This is a genomic window from Nonomuraea cypriaca (genome assembly GCF_015645445.1).
Classification (GTDB): Bacteria; Actinomycetota; Actinomycetes; order Streptosporangiales; family Streptosporangiaceae; genus Nonomuraea; species Nonomuraea cypriaca.
The window spans coordinates 1-16,327 of record NZ_JADOGI010000230.1 but is presented as its reverse complement, the minus strand read 5'-3'; the positions used below and the strand labels follow the sequence as shown (position 1 = coordinate 16,327).

The 16,327-nt window shown below is 70.2% G+C and carries 19 protein-coding genes and 2 pseudogenes; 12 read left to right on the top strand and 9 right to left on the bottom strand.

All coding sequences use genetic code 11. The annotated features are described in order from the left end of the window. On the bottom strand, positions 1 to 202 hold a 202-nt coding region (locus ITP53_RS45165), incomplete at its 3' end, for a CPBP family intramembrane glutamic endopeptidase (RefSeq protein WP_236051909.1). A gap of 212 nt (positions 203 to 414) precedes the next feature. Between ITP53_RS45165 and ITP53_RS45160 the strand changes: the two genes are divergently transcribed. Further along, entirely contained in the window at positions 415 to 1,830 is a 1,416-nt protein-coding gene (locus tag ITP53_RS45160; protein WP_195901637.1) for a tetratricopeptide repeat protein, read from the top strand. A gap of 53 nt (positions 1,831 to 1,883) precedes the next feature. Continuing rightward, positions 1,884 to 2,702: a PIG-L family deacetylase gene (locus ITP53_RS45155; protein ID WP_195901636.1), complete on the top strand. Its 819-nt coding sequence runs from the start codon at positions 1,884 to 1,886 to the stop codon at positions 2,700 to 2,702. A gap of 75 nt (positions 2,703 to 2,777) precedes the next feature. On the opposite strand, the pseudogene ITP53_RS59790 reads toward ITP53_RS45155, so the two are convergent. Together ITP53_RS59790 and ITP53_RS61510 are read right to left on the bottom strand one after the other, a co-directional pair. Continuing rightward, positions 2,778 to 3,419, bottom strand: a pseudogene (locus tag ITP53_RS59790) (S8 family serine peptidase); the annotation flags it as partial. 100 nt (positions 3,420 to 3,519) lie between these two features. After that, a pseudogene (locus tag ITP53_RS61510) lies at positions 3,520 to 3,915 on the bottom strand (S8 family serine peptidase); the annotation flags it as partial. Between ITP53_RS61510 and ITP53_RS59785 the strand changes: the two are divergent. After that, on the top strand, positions 3,893 to 4,492 hold the full coding sequence (locus ITP53_RS59785; protein ID WP_407941390.1) for a helix-turn-helix transcriptional regulator: 600 nt from the start codon (positions 3,893 to 3,895) through the stop codon (positions 4,490 to 4,492). The pseudogene ITP53_RS61510 and the gene ITP53_RS59785 sit on opposite strands and share 23 nt — an antisense overlap. Before the next feature lie 113 nt (positions 4,493 to 4,605). Here the strand turns inward: ITP53_RS59785 and ITP53_RS45140 are convergent, their stop codons facing one another. Beyond that, positions 4,606 to 5,364, bottom strand: a complete 759-nt coding sequence (locus tag ITP53_RS45140; RefSeq protein ID WP_195901634.1) for a GntR family transcriptional regulator — start codon at positions 5,362 to 5,364, stop codon at positions 4,606 to 4,608. A gap of 251 nt (positions 5,365 to 5,615) precedes the next feature. Between ITP53_RS45140 and ITP53_RS45135 the strand changes: the two genes are divergently transcribed. The 3 genes from ITP53_RS45135 to ITP53_RS45130 are packed head-to-tail and all read left to right on the top strand — an operon-like array spanning position 5,616 to position 7,307. Beyond that, positions 5,616 to 6,392, top strand: coding sequence for a Rossmann-fold NAD(P)-binding domain-containing protein (locus tag ITP53_RS45135; RefSeq protein ID WP_207757334.1), 777 nt, complete (start codon positions 5,616 to 5,618; stop codon positions 6,390 to 6,392). Between the two features lie 31 nt (positions 6,393 to 6,423). Next, positions 6,424 to 6,744: a Rossmann-fold NAD(P)-binding domain-containing protein gene (locus ITP53_RS56505; RefSeq protein WP_207757333.1), complete on the top strand. Its 321-nt coding sequence runs from the start codon at positions 6,424 to 6,426 to the stop codon at positions 6,742 to 6,744. Beyond that, positions 6,741 to 7,307: an NUDIX hydrolase gene (locus tag ITP53_RS45130; RefSeq protein WP_195901633.1), complete on the top strand. Its 567-nt coding sequence runs from the start codon at positions 6,741 to 6,743 to the stop codon at positions 7,305 to 7,307. The genes ITP53_RS56505 and ITP53_RS45130 overlap by 4 nt, the downstream gene beginning before the upstream one ends. Before the next feature lie 353 nt (positions 7,308 to 7,660). Here the strand turns inward: ITP53_RS45130 and ITP53_RS45125 are convergent, their stop codons facing one another. Beyond that, positions 7,661 to 8,020: a hypothetical protein gene (locus ITP53_RS45125; protein ID WP_195901632.1), complete on the bottom strand. Its 360-nt coding sequence runs from the start codon at positions 8,018 to 8,020 to the stop codon at positions 7,661 to 7,663. A 16-nt stretch (positions 8,021 to 8,036) separates the two neighbouring features. Here ITP53_RS45125 and ITP53_RS45120 point away from each other — a divergent pair, with 16 nt between their 5' ends. Then, on the top strand, positions 8,037 to 8,735 hold the full coding sequence (locus tag ITP53_RS45120) for a carbonic anhydrase (protein WP_195901631.1): 699 nt from the start codon (positions 8,037 to 8,039) through the stop codon (positions 8,733 to 8,735). A gap of 125 nt (positions 8,736 to 8,860) precedes the next feature. Here ITP53_RS45120 and ITP53_RS45115 read toward each other — a convergent pair whose 3' ends face one another. Beyond that, complete coding sequence (locus ITP53_RS45115; RefSeq protein ID WP_195901630.1) at positions 8,861 to 9,721, bottom strand: NBR1-Ig-like domain-containing protein; 861 nt, start codon at positions 9,719 to 9,721, stop codon at positions 8,861 to 8,863. Positions 9,722 to 9,814: 93 nt separating this feature from the next. Beyond that, positions 9,815 to 10,192 (bottom strand): hypothetical protein, encoded by a 378-nt coding sequence (locus tag ITP53_RS45110; RefSeq protein WP_195901629.1) that lies wholly within the window; start codon positions 10,190 to 10,192, stop codon positions 9,815 to 9,817. Between the two features lie 297 nt (positions 10,193 to 10,489). On the opposite strand from ITP53_RS45110, the gene ITP53_RS45105 reads away from it, so the two are divergent. The 4 genes from ITP53_RS45105 to ITP53_RS45090 are packed head-to-tail and all read left to right on the top strand — an operon-like array spanning position 10,490 to position 13,984. Next, the gene (locus tag ITP53_RS45105; RefSeq protein ID WP_195901628.1) at positions 10,490 to 11,404 is read left to right on the top strand and encodes an ATP-binding cassette domain-containing protein; all 915 of its coding nucleotides are present in this window, start codon (positions 10,490 to 10,492) and stop codon (positions 11,402 to 11,404) included. Beyond that, positions 11,401 to 12,192: an ABC transporter permease gene (locus ITP53_RS45100; protein ID WP_195901627.1), complete on the top strand. Its 792-nt coding sequence runs from the start codon at positions 11,401 to 11,403 to the stop codon at positions 12,190 to 12,192. Before ITP53_RS45105 ends, ITP53_RS45100 begins: the two co-directional genes overlap by 4 nt. Positions 12,193 to 12,227: 35 nt before the next feature. Beyond that, on the top strand, positions 12,228 to 13,349 hold the full coding sequence (locus ITP53_RS45095) for a sensor histidine kinase (protein WP_328817854.1): 1,122 nt from the start codon (positions 12,228 to 12,230) through the stop codon (positions 13,347 to 13,349). Next, positions 13,340 to 13,984, top strand: coding sequence for a response regulator (locus ITP53_RS45090; RefSeq protein WP_195901626.1), 645 nt, complete (start codon positions 13,340 to 13,342; stop codon positions 13,982 to 13,984). The genes ITP53_RS45095 and ITP53_RS45090 overlap by 10 nt, the downstream gene beginning before the upstream one ends. A 10-nt stretch (positions 13,985 to 13,994) precedes the next feature. Here ITP53_RS45090 and ITP53_RS45085 read toward each other — a convergent pair whose 3' ends face one another. Then, positions 13,995 to 14,729: a maleylpyruvate isomerase family mycothiol-dependent enzyme gene (locus ITP53_RS45085; protein WP_195901625.1), complete on the bottom strand. Its 735-nt coding sequence runs from the start codon at positions 14,727 to 14,729 to the stop codon at positions 13,995 to 13,997. A gap of 64 nt (positions 14,730 to 14,793) precedes the next feature. On the opposite strand from ITP53_RS45085, the gene ITP53_RS45080 reads away from it, so the two are divergent. After that, the gene (locus tag ITP53_RS45080) at positions 14,794 to 15,825 is read left to right on the top strand and encodes a MerR family transcriptional regulator (protein WP_207757332.1); all 1,032 of its coding nucleotides are present in this window, start codon (positions 14,794 to 14,796) and stop codon (positions 15,823 to 15,825) included. On the opposite strand, the gene ITP53_RS45075 is transcribed toward ITP53_RS45080, so the two are convergent. Beyond that, positions 15,748 to 16,327 (bottom strand): MFS transporter (locus ITP53_RS45075; RefSeq protein ID WP_195901623.1); only part of this gene is annotated, 580 nt, incomplete at its 5' end. The genes ITP53_RS45080 and ITP53_RS45075 overlap by 78 nt on opposite strands.

Below are 16,327 nucleotides of genomic sequence, written 5' to 3'. Positions count from 1 at the left end.
GCCGCCGCTGTGGACACGACGCTGCCCGCCACGACCCGCGCGGTGTCCAGATGGGCCGCCCGCCCGTCAGGGCGCCGAGGGCCAGGTTGGCGCGGGCCATGTCGATGGCCGGGAGGATGTGCCACAGGCCGAACAGGGCAGAGGAGATCGCCGTGGCGGCGACCGTGCCCCGGCGCTTGCGCACCATGGCGTAGAGCACCACGGAAACCCACCTCCTCCAGTAGAACGTTCCGAAGGGGCCTGGACCAGGGCCTCTTCGACGACGCGGGCACGCGAGAGCGACAGGGGGCGGGCCGACAGCAGCACCATCTGCGCTCGCCGCCAGGTCACTACCGACCCGCTGCCGCGCCGTACGATGCGCAGTAGCCGGTTTCCCGGGGCAAACCCAAGATGATGCGGCACTAGATTGGAGGCGTGACCCACGACCAGCACGGCCTGGCGATCACCGGGGCGAGTGCCGCCGCGGTGCGGCACTACGACCGGGCGATCGACGAGTTGCTGCACTTCCGCGTGGAGGTCGACGCCGAGGCCGGCGCGGCGCTGGCCGAGTCTCCCGACTTCCCGATGGGCAACGTGCTGTCGGCGTACCTGGGGCTGCTGACCACCGAGGTGGAGGACGCGCGCACCGCGCGGGCGAGGTTCGGTGCCTTTCGCCGCAGGATCGACGAGACGTCGCTGCCGCCCCGCGAGCGCGCGCACGTGGCGGCCGTGCAGGCCCTGCTCGACGGCGACTTCCTCCGGTGCGGGGCGCTGCTCGGCGAGATCACCGTGGCCTGGCCGCGCGACGCGCTCGCGCTGGCCGCCGGTCACCAGATCGACTTCTTCACCGGAGACTCCCGCTCGCTGCGCGACCGGATCGGCGGCGCGCTGAGCGCGTGGCGGGACGACGACCGGCATCTCGGTCACGTGCTCGGCATGTACGCCTTCGGCCTGGAGGAGGCCGGCCACTACGACCGCTCCGAGGAGGTCGCGCTGCGGGCGGTCGAGCTGAACCCGCACGACGTGTGGGGCATCCACGCGGTCGTGCACACGTACGAGATGCAGGGCCGGTTCGGTGACGGCCTGCGTTACCTCGACGCACGCGTGGGCGACTGGTCGACCGGCACGTTCTTCAACATCCACAACTGGTGGCACTACGGCCTGTACGCGCTGGAGGCCGGCGACGTGCCGCGGGCGCTGACGATCTACGACTCGGTGCTGGCGGACGGGCAGGCGTGCATGGAGTTGGTGGACGCCGCCGCCCTGCTCTGGCGGCTCCACCTGGAGGGCTCCGACCAGCACGAACGCTGGCGGGCGCTGGCCGACGCGTGGCCGCGGCGAGTCGCCGAGCCGTTCTACGCGTTCAACGACATGCACGCCGTCATGTCGTACGTGGGCGCCGGGCGGATCGCGGACGCGGAGCGGCTGATCACGTCGCGGGAGTCGTACGTGCTGGAGCCGCGGCCCGGCGTCACCAACCGCGACATGACGCTGCGGGTGGGATTGCCGGTGTGCCGGGCGATCGTCGCGTTCGGGCGGGGGGACTACGCCTCGGTCGTGGACCTGCTGTATCCGATCAGGCACCGGATCAACGAGTTCGGCGGCAGCCACGCGCAGCGGGACGCCGTGCAGAAGACGCTCCTGGAGGCGGCCCTGCGCGGCGGGCGGCGGGACGTGGCCAGGGCGCTGGTGAGCGAGCGGATCAACGTGCGGCCGTGCAGCCCGTACAACTGGCTCAAGCAGGCGGCGCTCGCCGACGCACTCGGCGATCGCGCCGCCGCCGCGACCGCCCGGCACCGGGCCGGCGGGCTCGTACGCGCGGCCCTGCCGGACACCACGCCTGGCGGGTGACGCGAGGGGCGCGCCGGGAGAACTGTCGGCGCCGCCGAGTAGTATTCCGATGCATGGATCGCCAACTCACCCTGATGGTCGTGCACGCCCACCCCGACGACGAGTGCCTGAGCACCGGCGGCATCCTCGCCCGCTACACCGAGGAGGGCGTCCGCACGGTCCTGGTCACCTGCACCAACGGCGAGCAGGGCGACGACGTGGGCGGCGTCAAACCGGGCGAGCCCGGCCACGACGACGCCGCGGTGGCGGCGCGGCGGCTCGGGGAGCTGCGCGAGTCGGTCGCCCACCTGGGCATCGACCACCTGGAGCTGCTCGGCTACCGCGACTCGGGCATGGACGGCTGGGAGACCAACGGCCACCCCGGCGCGTTCGGCAACGTGCCCGTCGAGACGGCCGCCGCCAAGCTGGCCGCCCTGATGGAGCGCTACCGGCCGCAGGTCGTGGTGACCTACGACGAGACGGGCGGCAGCGGCTACGGCCATCCCGACCACGTCCAGGCCCACCGCATCACGGTGGCCGCCACCGAATCGACCGGCATTCCCGACAAGTTCTACTACACGGCCATTCCCCGGGCCGCCATCAAGCAGATGTCCGAGATGATGCGCGAGCACGGCATCGACCCCGGTTTTGAGCCGGGCGACGACTTCGGCACCCCCGACGAGCAGGTCACCAGCATCGTCGACGTCACGCCCTACGCCGAGCGCAAGCTCAAGGCGCTCAGGGCGCACGAGAGCCAGGGGGAGAACATCTTCTTCCTGCGCATGCCGGAGGTGGTCCAGCAGAAGATCTTCTCCCATGAGGCGTTCGCCCGCCGGCTGTGCAAGGTCGACGCTCCCGATCACGAGGAGGACCTTTTCGCCGGCCTGCGATGACTCCAGGCCGTGCGAGCACGATGGCCGCGGCCGGGGCGATCTGGTCACCCCGGCCGCGGCCGGTGCTCGCGGAACCTAACGCCTGACCGTGAACCGCCCGGTGAGCGTCCCGAGGCCGACGGTGTAGTCACCGGCCTCGCGTTGCCGCACGTCGAACGTGATCCGCGTGCTCTGGCCTGACCGCAGCGGCACACCCCGCTGCTGCTCGACCTCGCCGTTCACGCGGAGCACGGCGTCGTACGAGCCCGCCTGCTCACCCACGTTCTTCACCCAGGCCTCCACCCGCACCCGCCCGGAGCGGGAGACGGACGGCGAGACGTCCAGGTCGCTCAGCGCGAACAGCGCCTCGGGCCCGGGGCGCCGGTCGTGCAGGAACACGTCCGAGCGCCTGTTCGTGTCGCCTTCGACGAGGTTGGCCGAGGTGCTCTCGAAGACGACGTACCTGCCGTCCTCGCTGATCGACGGGCGGGCCTCCAGCATGAGGGCGACCGTGCCGGACACGTGCGGGGCGGCCATCGAGGTGCCGTTCGCGGACAGGTAGCCGCCCCCGGCCAGGGCCGACACCACGTCCACGCCGGGCGCCGACAGGTCGGGCACGACGTACGACTCCGGCCACTCGGCCGGCGCGGCGAACCAGTCGGTCCGGTGGATCTCGCCGCCGCAGGAGAACTCCGGCACGTCGTCGTTGACGTCGGTCGCGCCGACGCCGACGGCTTCGTAGACGTTGCCCCGGGCTGCCGGAGCCGCCGGGCAGGCAGTCGTTGCCGATGGAGAAGGACGGGAACGCGCCGGCGAGGTGGATGTTCCGTACCGGCTCGATCATCTCGTCCTCGTAGCCCTCCGCGCCCAGCGACATGCTGACGACGTCGGCGGGCTTGCCCGCTGGGGTGCCGTCGGCGGCGTAGGGGGCGATCGCCCACTGCATGCCGGCGATCACCTGGGCCAGCGTGCCTGAGCCGCCGGGGATGACGAGCCCGGTCATCAGCTCGGCGCCGGGCGCGACGCCGATCTGGGTGCCTGAGGCGTTGCCGCCCGCGATCGTGCCGGCCACGTGCGTGCCGTGGTTGCTGCTGTCGTGCGGCTCCGACGCCACGGGCTTGCCGGCGGCGTCGAACTCGATCCAGCCGCCCGGGTGCTTGGCGTCGGAGGGGTCGTCGCTGACGAGCTTGCCGGCGAGGTCCGGGTGGGTGATGTCGATGCCGGTGTCGAGCACGGCGACCCGCACGCCCTTGCCGGTGATGCCGCGCTCGCTCGCCACCTTGTCCGCGCCGATCTTGGCGACGCCCAGGCTCTACCTGCTGCGGCGCGGCGTGAAGTATCGCGTCGTCTACGACAACAGCGTGCTGGAGCTGCCCGGCTGGCTGGACGACGTCACAGCCGGGATGCAGCACGGCGAGCAGGCCAGGATCGCCGCGAGCCTGCCCATGAAGCTGGCCATCTCCGACGATCGGCTGGCCATCATCCCGCTGCTGCGAGCGGGGGACAGCGTGGTCACGGCGTCGTACCTGATCCATCCGTCGCCGCTGCTGGACGCGCTGGTCGCGTTGTTCGAGGCGTTGTGGGAGCGTAGCGTGCCGGTGCGGCTGACGGCGCCGGGCGGGGAGTTGTCGCAGGACGAGGAGCGGCTGCTGACGTTGCTGGCGTCGGGGGCGACGGACAAGGCGGCCAGCCGGGCGCTGGGGTGGAGCGAGCGCACGGTGCAGCGGCACATCACGAAGCTGATGCGGCGGGTGGGGGCGCAGACCCGGTTCCAGGTGGCGATGGAGGCGGTCAGGCGCGGCTGGATCTGAGCGGTGGCAGCCGCCGCGGGTGTGCGCGAGGCGGGGCGGCCGGTCGGCGCCGTACGCGGGTCAGACGAGGCCGGACTCGTAGGCGGCGATCACGAGGTGCACGCGGGTCTGGTCTAAATCTGAATCCGGTAGTCAAGGATCGCGCTGTCGCCGGGGATCACTATCGGGTGAGCGACCTCAACCACACGGCCCTGAGCCAGGAGGCGACGCGTGATCGCGAAAACGGGAACGCCAGAAGGGATCTGCAACGTGCTCGCCTCTTCCGGCGTCGGCATCCTCGTAGCCACGGATTCAATGATGTCGTCGATGAGGATTCCCACGGACCGAAGCTGAGCGAACGTACCACCAGGCCACGGCTCGTTACCCGGATCGGCTACCGGCGTGCCCCCAACATCCGACGCGAGCAGGTACGGCCGAGACATCTGCGTCGGCACCCCGCGCGAGTAGAAGACGAATCTCCTGTCGAGCAGCCTCGTACCCGGATCGACTCCGAACAGTTCAGCCAGCTCGTCATCGGCTTCCGTCCAGTCATAGGAAACGTCAAGCCGGTACTCGGACCACGTGATGCCCTGGTCCGAGGTATACGACGACTTCGGAACGTCCTGCGGACCGATATCGGCAAGGTACCGCTCCGAGGAAATCCGGCGTAGAACACGACGATCCCGGACGATCGTCCCGCCGCGGGTCTTCGACTCAATCAAACCCTCGGACTTGAGGACTTCCATGGCCTTCCGGACGGTCATGAGGGAAACCGAGTAGGTCGCGGCCAGCTCGTCGTTGGAGGGAAGCCTCGTACCGCGCTCTATCACACCAGAGTGGATCTTCTCTCGGATCTCATCAGCTATCCGGAGGTAAGCGGGACGCTCCGGCACACGTGCTCCTTCTCGTACTCCACAGAGGGTTGACAGCAACCCTACGCTGCGTCATTTTCGTATATGGAAATTTGCTTAGGTATACGCAATCAAGCCGAGGTCAGTATGTCAGATCTGTCCGATCTTGTCAGTAAGTACCCTCATTGGTCGCTCTGGAGAAGTGATCACACTCGCCCGGCTCATAGCAGAACAGGAGGCCAAGGCCGCATCGACAGAGCATTCCCAATCCTGGTCACCCGAAGGAGATATTCATGATGGAGGACTTCGAGAGATCCCGCGTGGATGCGTTCTTCAAGCGCGTCACCGAAGGTACGGACGTATCGAGCAACGTCTCGTCCATTGTCATCACCCACCTGCTACCTGAGCGTCCGTCGTTCATCCGTGCCGTGGCTCGGGCGTCACGGGTCCTGTCCGTGCTCCCGAAGCCGAAGTCCATCCATGGCCAGGCTCTACGGGAAGTCGCCGAGGCGTTCCACGTAGACAAACTCGACCGTGCCCGATTCTCCGACCCGTCCAAGGCGCTGGCCTATCTGGAGCATCAGGCTCCGTCGCAGAGGGTCGTTCTTCTTGACGTAGGCGGCTACTTCGCCGGCTCCATCGACTACCTGTGCGCGAAGTACTCCGGCCAGATCGTCGGTGTGGTCGAAGACACCGAAAACGGCCACCAGAGGTACCTGGCCTTAGACAAGCCGCCCTGCCCGATCTACTCGGTAGCCAGGAGCCCGCTGAAGGAGCCGGAAGACTTCCTCGTCGGTCAGTCGGTCACCTTCTCGACCGAGGCCCTGATCCGCGCCCGGGGAGACATCCTCCAGGGCCGTCCTGCCGCCGTCGTCGGCCACGGGAAACTCGGCCGGTCGATCACAGCCATGCTGCACGCCAAGCATGTAGAGGTGACCGTCTACGACTCCAGCTCGGTCCGTAGGGCTCAAGCTCTGTCGCAGGGATACCGGACGTCGGAGACGCTCGCTGAGGCTCTCTGCGGTGCTGGTGTCGTCGTGCGCTACCGGCAACCTGTCGCTCCGGGCTGAGGATTTCGGCCGGATACGGAACGGTGCCTACGTGGCCTCCGTCACCAGCTCCGACGATGAGCTGGAGCTTGACGCTCTCCAAGGCCTCTACGACCGCACGCAGGTCGATACCAACATCACCAAATACAGCCGCACGGGACATTACTTTTACGTGCTGGCTGACGGGAACGCGGTCAACTTCATCCACGGAGCTTCTGTCGGCCCGTTCATCTTCCTCGTCCAGGCCGAAATTCTGGTTGCGCTGACACGACTCGCCGCACACGAGCACGAAGCAGGTATTTACGAAGTACCGGACGATGTCCGGCGGGTTGTTGCTTCGACCTGGCTGACCTACTTCAATGGAGTGTCATGACGATCTCTCAAGCCGAAATCCGCAGGACGATAGAGAGGTACCTCAAGAAATACCCGGACGAATGGGAGGGGCTAGAGCCGCTTCTCGTGACCCTTAATGCGCGAGACGCTTTCTGGTCCCGTTCCACGTTCCCGATTCACGTCACGTGTAGCGCGGCCGTCGTCGACGACACCGGCATGATTCTCATGATCAAGCACCGAGCGCTCGACAAGTGGCTTCTACCAGGAGGTCACGTTGAGTCCAGAGACTTGAACCTCGTCAGCGCGTCCCTCCGCGAGCTCAAGGAGGAGACCGATATCGGGAGCCAGTTCGCGGTCTCTCCCCAGGGTCTCGACGACACCCCCATCGACATCGACATCCACGATATTCCGGCCAACCCGAAGAAAGCTGAGCCTGCCCACCGTCACGCCGACCTGAGATTTGTCTTCCGTACCCGCTACCCGCGCGTGGAGGTTCAGGTTGAAGAGATCAGCGCGTATGCCTGGCGAAGCCCGATGGATCTCCACACTCCGAGGTTGGTCGAAAAGCTTACCGAGCAGGCCAAGGTGAGCTACTTCCTCTGAAACACAGAAAGAGCCCCCGCCTACAGGTGCCGAAATACCAGTAGACGAAGCTTTGGTAATTCCCGGAGCCGGGAATCAGAGGCCGGCCTTCCGGCTGAGCCGGTCTACCTTGTCGATCGGCTCACGAAGCATAGTGTTGGTGATATCACCTTCGCATTCAAGGTGCTGCCGCGAGCCTGCCCATGAAACTGGCCATCTCCGACGATCGGCTGGCCATCATTCCGCTGCTGCGAGCGGGGGACAGCGTGGTCACGGCGTCGTATCTGATCCATCCGTCGCCGCGGCCTGGCCGGTGATCGGCGGCGGCACGCTCATGATCGTGATGAGCACGCTGCTGGGGGTGGCGCTCGGAGCTATCCTGCGCAACGGCGCAACGGCGCAACGGCGCAACGGCGCAACGGCGCAACGGCGCGGCGGCGCGGCGGCGCGGCGGCGCGGCGGCGCGGCGGCGCGGCGGCGACCGCGGCGACCGCGGCGACCGCGGCGATCGTGCTCGTGCTGCCGTTCGTCGGCCGCGTCCTGCCGTGGGGCGAGGTGACCAACCGGTTCCTGCGCTCCAGCTGATCGAGCAGGTGCCGGACATCATGCCGGACTGGGCGGCGTTCGCGGTGCTCGCCGGCGGGACGGTGGTCCCCCTGCTGATCGGGGTGCTCGTGCGGGCGACCGGGCAAGGGTTGCCTGACCCTGACTCCTTCCGCGTCGGTAGACTGCATACTGCATACTGGATCCATGAATGCGAAGATTGTCAAGCGTCGTGCAATTCTCCGCAGCACCGGCCTCCTCACCGCGGGTCTGCTGTTAGGAGCCCCAGCCGCCCCCTCTTTCGCAGCCTCCACTGTCGACGCCGGCCGCCGGCTCACCCCGGACCAGGCCTGGGCGGCACTCAGGCAGGGCAACCGGCGCTGGGCCTCCGGCGAGGTGCTCCATCCGCATCAGGACCGCGCCAGGCGGACCGAGGTCGCCAAGAAGCAGGAGCCCTACGCGGTGGTCGTGTCGTGCATCGACTCCCGCGTGCCTCCGGAGATCGTCTTCGACACGGGCCTCGGCGACCTCCTCACCGTACGCAGCGCCGCCCACACCATCGACCCGCTCGTGTCGGGAGCGATCGAGTACGGTCCGTTCGAATTGGACGTTCCGCTGATCGTGGTGCTCGGCCACCAGCGCTGCGGCGCGGTGGGAGCAGCCGCGCACGCCCTGGACGAAGGCGAGCGGCTCCCAGGAAGTCTCCATGACATAGTCGAGGCCCTGCGCCCGGCCTACAAGCGCGCCGACGGGAACGTGGAGAAAATGATCAGGCTCAACACGACCGCCGTCGTGGCCGAACTCAAGGCCGAAAAGCTGCTCCGCCGCCGGATCGCCAGGAAACAGTTGAAGATCGTCGGAGGCTACTACTCCCTCGACACCGGCCTGGTCACCCGACTCGTCTGAGCGCCTACCCAGAAGTGGGGCGGTTCGGCCGGCCCGAGGACCTGGCGCCGGCCGTCCTGCGCAACGGCTACCTCACCAACCAGGTGCTGAGCCTGGACGGCGGCGCCCACCCCGCTGACCGGGGGTTAAGAGACCGTGACGTCGAGAAAGATCGGCTTCTTGCCGGCGAGGAGCTCGGCCCCCTCGGCGTTGGTCATCTTCCAGTAGATCTTGCATCGGCCGGGCTCGGCGGCGGCGCGTACGCGTACCTCGATCTCGACGGACTCGCCCGGCTGGACCGGGTCGATCGCCACCCGCTCCGGGGCCCGGCACGCGGTGTCGTTGAGCCTGGTGAGGTAGCGGTCCCGCCACGGGACGGTGCCCGCGTTGCGCAGACGCCAGATCTTTGTGAACGACGTGCCCCGCTTCACCACCGTCCCGTCGGGAATCGTCACGTCCGCCTCGAAGACGGAGTCGTCGTGCGGTGTCACGGCCTGCGCCGGGGTGTCCCGCGGCACCGGCTCGCGCTGCGCGCTCTCGCCGATGAGCGGGACGGCCCAGGCGAACAGGGCCGCGCCGGTGCCCGCCACGCCGATCGCCGCCGCCACGAGCGCCGTGCGCTTCCTGACGGGGGAGGGACGGTCGGGCGCCGGAGGATCGGGTTCGTGCCCCATGCCGGCCTGCTCCCAGTACGCTCGCCACTCGCGCCTGGTCGCCTCCTCGTCCTGGCCCAGCCGGTCGACGGCGAGGACGCGGACGAACTCCCACGTCGTCTCCCAGGTCGGCAGTGCGCTGCCCCGGGCGGCGGCGGCCAGCGACGACTTCGAGGCCGCCGCGCCGAGGCGGCCGGCCATGTCCGCGAAGGACGGGTCGCCCGCCTGCTCCTTCAGCAGCCAGAGACGGTGTGCGAACAGCGCGACAGGGCCGGATCCCGGATCCGGCCGTACGGGCCTGCGACCCCTCCGCGAGCCCGTGCCCCCGTCCTGCGAACCGGACGACCGCGCCATCGCACCTCTGCTCCGGTCGACTGCGTGACCAATGGAGGAGGCTACCAAATCGGTGCCCCGGCCGAGCCCCCGCCCGGCCGGGACCCCGGCGCGTCAACCGCAGTGGGAGACTTCCTTGATGGACTGCACGGTCGGGTGCGGCCCCTTGAACTTGTGGCTGCCGTAGTCGCCACCGCGCACCCAGATGCACTTGTCCGACGCCTGCGCGACGCGGATCTTCAGGCCACGCGAGTGCTTGCAGCGGTTGTGGTAGTAGACGGTGACGCTCGACGTGCCGTCATCGCCGTAGGAGTAGCTGAAGCACCTCGTCTTGCCGCGGATGACGTCGAGCGCCTGCTGCGTCCCGGTGGACACGGCCACGCTCTCGGCCGAGCCGGTCGTCGCGAACGACGCGGGCGCGGCTGCTGAATAGGCGAACATCGAGGCCGCCACAGAGGCCACGGTGAGAGTGACTTTCGCGCGAATTCTCATGATGCGTTTCCCCTTTTCTTCGGGTGCCGGTGCTTTCTGGTCATCACTCTTACGGGCCGCCGCAGCCACCGCCAAGCGATTAATGTCCGAACAATGTCCAACGTGCTCTGGACAATCAAAATCGCAGGTCAGAGAGGTTTGGAAAAAAGGAATGAGGACCGATCGCCGCACGGAACAATCGCCGCCGGCCAGCGCATCGGCGCAATCGTACGACCGGCGATTTACGGTTTCCCGCCATAGAGGTCGGCGGTCCGCCCCCATAGTGGCCGCGGCGGCGCCCGCCTAGCGTGAGGCGGCGTGATCAGTCTCAAGGGTTTGACCAAGCGCTACGGCGAACGGATGGCCGTGGACGACCTGTCGCTGGAGCTCCGGCCCGGCACGGTGACCGGGTTCCTCGGCCCGAACGGGGCCGGCAAGTCGACGACGATGCGGCTCGTGCTCGGCCTCGACCGGCCCACCGCGGGCACCGCGCTGATCGGCGGGGTGCCGTACCAGCGGATCAGGAACCCGCTGCGCACCGTTGGCGCGCTGCTCGACGCGCGGGCGCTGCACCCCGGCCGCAGCGGGCACGCCCACCTGACGGCGCTGGCGCGCGCGAACGGGATCGCGCGGCGGCGCGTCGAGGAGGTGCTGGAGACGGTCGGGATGGTCGGTGCGGCGCGCAAGCGGGCCGGGACGCTGTCGCTGGGCATGAGCCAGCGGCTCGGGATCGCGGCGGCGCTGCTGGGCGATCCCGAGGTGTTGATGTTCGACGAGCCGGTCAACGGGCTCGACCCCGACGGGGTGCGCTGGGTGCGGGGGCTCATGCGGTCGCTGGCGGAGGAGGGCCGCACGGTGTTCGTCTCCAGCCACCTGATGAGCGAGACGCAGCTGACCGCAGACCATCTCGTGGTGATCGGCAAGGGGCGGCTCATCATGGACGCGCCGCTGGCGGAGGTCATCGCGGGCAGCTCACTGACGGCCGTGCTCGTCCGCACCCCGCACGCCGGAGACCTGGCCGTACGGCTGCGCGCCGCCGGCGTCGCCGTCGACCGGCTCGGCGAGAACGAACTGGTCGCCACCGGCGCCCCCATCGAGCGGGTGGGCGACCTGGCGCACGAGGCCGGCATCAGACTGCACGGGCTGCGTACCCGCGAGGCCTCACTCGAACAGGCATACCAGGAGCTGACGGCGGACAGCGTCGAGTACGGCTCGCGAAAGGCGGGGGTATGAGCACCTTGTGGCAGGCTGTCCAGGCCGAGTGGGCCAAGCTGTGGTCGGTGCGGTCCACGTGGTGGTGCCTGGCCGGCGCGAGCGTGCTCATGGTGCTGAGCGCGGTGACGCTGGGCGGCGCGACCGCCACCGAGGCGTCGCGCGGGGGCGACGCCGGCGTGCGCGTCGTCGCGAGCGAGCCGGTGATCTCGGCGACGTCGTTCGTCCAGTTCGCGCTGGTGGCCCTGGCCATGCTGGTGATCACGTCCGAGTACTCCTCCGGCGGCATCCGCGTCACCCTGCAGGCCATGCCCGTCCGCGGGGTGGTGCTGGCGGCCAAGGCGCTGGTGGTGGCGCCGGTGATGTTCGCCGCCGGCGTGCTGTCCGGCGGCGTGGGGACCGCCGCCGTCCACGCGTTGCTGTCGATCGACGTGTTCGGCGGCGTGGTGGTGGCGCCGGTCGGCGAGGTCGTGCCTGACCTGCTCGGCGTGGGCTTCTTCTTCGCCCTGGTGTCGGTCATGACGCTGGGCGTGGGCGCCGCCATGCGCAGCGCGACGGGCACGCTGACCGTGACGTTCATGCTGCTCATGGGCCTGCCGCTGCTGCTGCTGATGACGGGGAGCCAGGCGGCGGTGGACGCCTCGCTGCGGACGCCGTCGTTCGCGGGGCTGGCGTTCATGGGCAGCACGGACAACATGACCGGCGGCCCGATCCCGTACCCGGCGGGGGAGGGGCTGGCCTGGCTGCTCGCCTGGACCGCAGCGGCGGTGGCGGCCGGGTACGCCGTGTTGCGCCGCCGCGACGCCTAGACTGCACGCCCGTGTCAGGCGGCAGAGTTGGGCGTGTGATCGCCGGAGTCCTGCTCGGGATGGCTCTCGGCCTCGTCGAGCTGGCCTTCCTGTGCGCGGCGTGGCCCGCGTCCCTGGTCCCGGCCCTGCGGCCGGTCACCGCGCGGGGCCTGGCCAGGCTGACCGCGCTGGAGCGGGCCAGGCTGGCCAGATGGCTGGACCACCACACGACAAGGGACGGCGGGTACGGGTTCCTCGCCGCCCGCGCCGCCCTGGGCGTCCTCGGCGGGTACGCCTGCGCGCTGGCCATGTTCCTCGGCGGCCTGCTGCTGTTCGGCGGGACATGGGACCTGGTGAGCGGCGACGCGGAGTCGGTGCCGCTGAACCTGCCCGGCGTGCGGCTGGTCACCAACAGCGGCATGCTCGGCCTGACCGGCGGCGTGGCCCTGGCCACCGTCGCCGCGCTGATGATCGTGGCGACGGGCGCGCTGGACCGCCGGCTGGCTGGCCACTTCCTCGGCCCGGACCGCCACGAGCTCATGCGCAGGCGCATCGCCGAGCTGACCGCGACCCGCTCCGGCATCGTCAGAGCCGTCGACGACGAGCGCCGCAGGATCGAACGCGACCTGCACGACGGCGTACAGCAGCGCGGCGTCGCCCTGGCCATGCTGCTCGGCCGCGCCAGGCACAGTGACGACCACCACAGGATCGCCGAGCTGGTCGCCCAGGCCTACACGGAGTCGCGCCAGCTCCTCGACGAGCTGCGCGACGTGGCCTGGCGGATCTACCCGACCGCGCTCGACGAGCTGGGCCTGCGCGCCGCGCTCGCCGGGGTCGCCGAGCGAGCCGGGGTGCCGGTGAGCGTACATGACGGGCTGGCCGGGCGGCCCGTCTCCGAGGTGGAGACGGCACTCTACTTCGTGGCCCGCGAGGCGATCACCAACGCGGTCAAACACGCCGCGGCCCGTGACATCCTGGTCGTACTGGGCGAGGACGAGCGGACGGTGAGCGTGGCGATCTCAGACGACGGCAAGGGCGGCGCGGACCCCTCGGGCGGCGGCTTGGCCGGTCTGGCCAGGAGGGTGCTGGCGCTCGACGGGGAGCTCACCGTGGACAGCCCGCCAGGCGGGCCAACCAAGATCGCCGCCCGGCTGCCGAAGGCGCCGCCGTGCGACTGATCCTGGCCGACGACTCCGTGTTGCTGCGCGAGGGTCTGACCCGGCTGCTCGACGACGCGGGCCACGAGGTCGTCGCCGCCGTCGGCGACGCGCCCGCGCTGCTCGACGCCGTCGAACGGCACCTGCCCGACGTGGCCGTGGTCGACGTGCGCATGCCGCCCGCCCACAAGGACGACGGGCTGCGCGCCGCGCTGGAGATCCGCGAGCGCCATCCCGGCGTCGGCGTGCTCGTCCTGTCGCAGTACGTCGAGCAGCACTACGCGGCCAGGCTGCTGGCCGGCTCCACTCAGGGTCTCGGCTACCTGCTCAAGGACCGGGTCTCGGAGGTGGCCGAGTTCCTCGACTCGCTCGAACGCGTCGGCGCGGGCGGCACGGCCCTGGACCCGGAGGTGGTGCGCCGGCTCCTCGCCGGCACCACCCACGCCGACCCGCTCAGCCGGTTGAGCCCGCGCGAGGCCGAGGTGCTGCGCCACCTCGCCCAGGGCTTCGTCAACGGGGCCATCGCCGAGCGGCTCCACGTATCGCTCAGCACCGTGGAGAAGCACGTCAACGCCATCGTGGACAAGCTCGACCTGCCGCGCGACCCCGGTTACAGCCGCCGCGTGCTCGCCATCCTGCGCTACCTGGAAGGCTGACCGGCCAGGGCTAGAACGCGGTGCGGGCCAGCCAGTGGTCGAGCAGCGCGCGGTCACCGGTGACGTCCCCGGGCGGAACGCGGCGCGAGAACACCAGCATCAGCTCGGCCACCGTACCCGACACCACCACGTCGGCGTCGGCGCGCCCGCGCTCCCACCGCACCCCGTCCGGTGTCCTGGTGACCAGCCAGCCCGTCATCGAGGACGGCCGCAGCCCGAGCGTCTCGCCGCGGCCACGCAGCTCGGCCAGCTCCGGCTTGAACGCCTCCACCCCCGGCGCCGAGAGCAGCTCCATGCCCTCGGTGATCACGTCCGCCGCCAGATCGTCGGCGATCGCGAACGCGGCGCCCGTCGTCACGGCCGCGTCGTAGTGGTGGACGGCGGTGTCGTTCAGCATCCTGCGCAGCCAGAACGCCGGCGGCCGCGGCCCCACACTGCTCCACACCTCCTTGTCCGGGTCCGCCTCGCCGACCGCGGCGATCAGCTCCTCGGCGCCGGCGCTCAGCCACCCCGCCCACTCCTCCGGGCGGCCGGGATCTTCCTGGCGCGGGTCGGGAACCTCCAGCGGCTCTCCCTCGCGTACGAGCTTCGCCGCCCACCGGTGTGCCTGCCCGATGTGCCCCACCAGGTCGCGCACCCCCCACTCCGGGCAGGTGACCACCTGGACGTCCTGGCCGGCCCCTTCGACCGCCCGCGCGAAGCCCTCCGTGTGCTCCCGCAGCCCTTCCACCAGCCGTGCCGTCATGATCCAGCTCCTCTCGAACGGGTTACGCCACTACCGTAGGAACTCCAGTCCAGTGGAGGTTCAAGTGCCATTGCGGGATGAGACGCTGGCGATCGGCGAGCTTGCCCGGCTGACCGGCGTATCGGTGCGGACGATCCGGTTCTACTGCGACGAGGGGATCGTCGAGTCGGTGCGCAGCACGGGCGGACACCGCAGGTTCGACCGCGCGGCGGTGGAGCGGCTCGGCCTGGTCAGGCGGCTGCGCGGGCTCGGGCTCGGGCTGACCGCCATCACCGGGGTGCTCGACGGCGAGCGCTCGCTGGCCGAGGCCGTCGCGGCGGAGCGGGCCGAGCTCGACGTCCGGCTCGCCGACCTGGCCTGGCGGCGCGCCTCGCTGCGCGCCGTCGAGGAGGCCGGGCCCGCCGAGCGGGCCGCCAGGCTGGAGCTGCTGGCCGCGGTGGAGCGCGGCCCGCTCGGGCGCGACGTGCTGGTCGGCTTCTGGCGGCGCACGATGGTGGCGCCGGTGTCCGAGCCGATGTTCGTGTCGTTCGTGGCCATGGCCGTCCCCGAGCCGCCGGTCGACCCGACGCCGCCGCAGGTGGTCGCGTACGCCGAGCTCGTCGCACTGGTCGGCGACCGGTCGCTTTCGCGCGGCCTGGTGGACCGGGCGCGGGCGAACGTGAAGCTGATCTCCGACGAGGACGCGCTGATGTCCGGGGTCGGCGAGGCGTGCGCGCTGGCCGAACCCATGGTGCTGACGGGCGAGCCGCCCAGGGAGGGGCCCGAGCTCGACCGCTTCGTGGCGGCGCACGCGTCGGTGCGGGGCGGCAGGGACACGCCCGCGTTCCGGCGGGAGCTGCTGGAGAGTGTGGCGGCCGACCGCGACCCGCGCATGCGGCGATACTGGCGGCTGGTGGGCGAGGTCATCGGCGGGCCGCTCACGCTCGGCGCGACCCACCTGTGGCTGACCGACTCCCTCCAGCGCTCCATCACCGCTCGGGCGGACGGGTCCAGGGCCGACCGGCTGGACGAGGTCCGGCTACGCGGGCGTGCCGGCGCTGGTCGCGGGGGTCAGGGGGCGGCGGTGGGCGAGGACGACGGCGAGGGCGGCCGGTAGCAGCCACGCCGAGGTCAGGCCGATCAGCCAGGTCCAGCCCGCGTGGCCGTACACGATGCTGCCCGCCGTGCCGCCCGTGCCGCTGCCGAGGTAGTAGCACAGGGTGTAGAGGCCGGCGGCCCGGCCGCGCATGTGCGGCGGTGCCGTCGCGGTGACCCAGGCGTTGGCGATCGCGTGCGCCGCGAAGAACCCCGCCGTCAGCACGGCGAAGCCGATCGCGATGAGCGCGAGTGAGGTGTGAATGGTCAGTACGGAGCCGGCGACCGTGACCAGCAGTGCCGCGACCAAGGCGGTCGTACGGCCCAGCCGCGTCGTCAGGCGACCGGCGGCCGCCGAGGAGGCGGTGCCCATGGCGTACGAGAGGAAGACCAGGGAGGCGGCGGCGGGGGAGAGCGAGATCGGCGGCGCGGACAGGCGGAAACCGGCGGCGTTGTAGAGCGCGACGAACGACCCCATGCCCAGGGCGGCGACGACGTACGGCGCGACCCGCCCCATCCACACC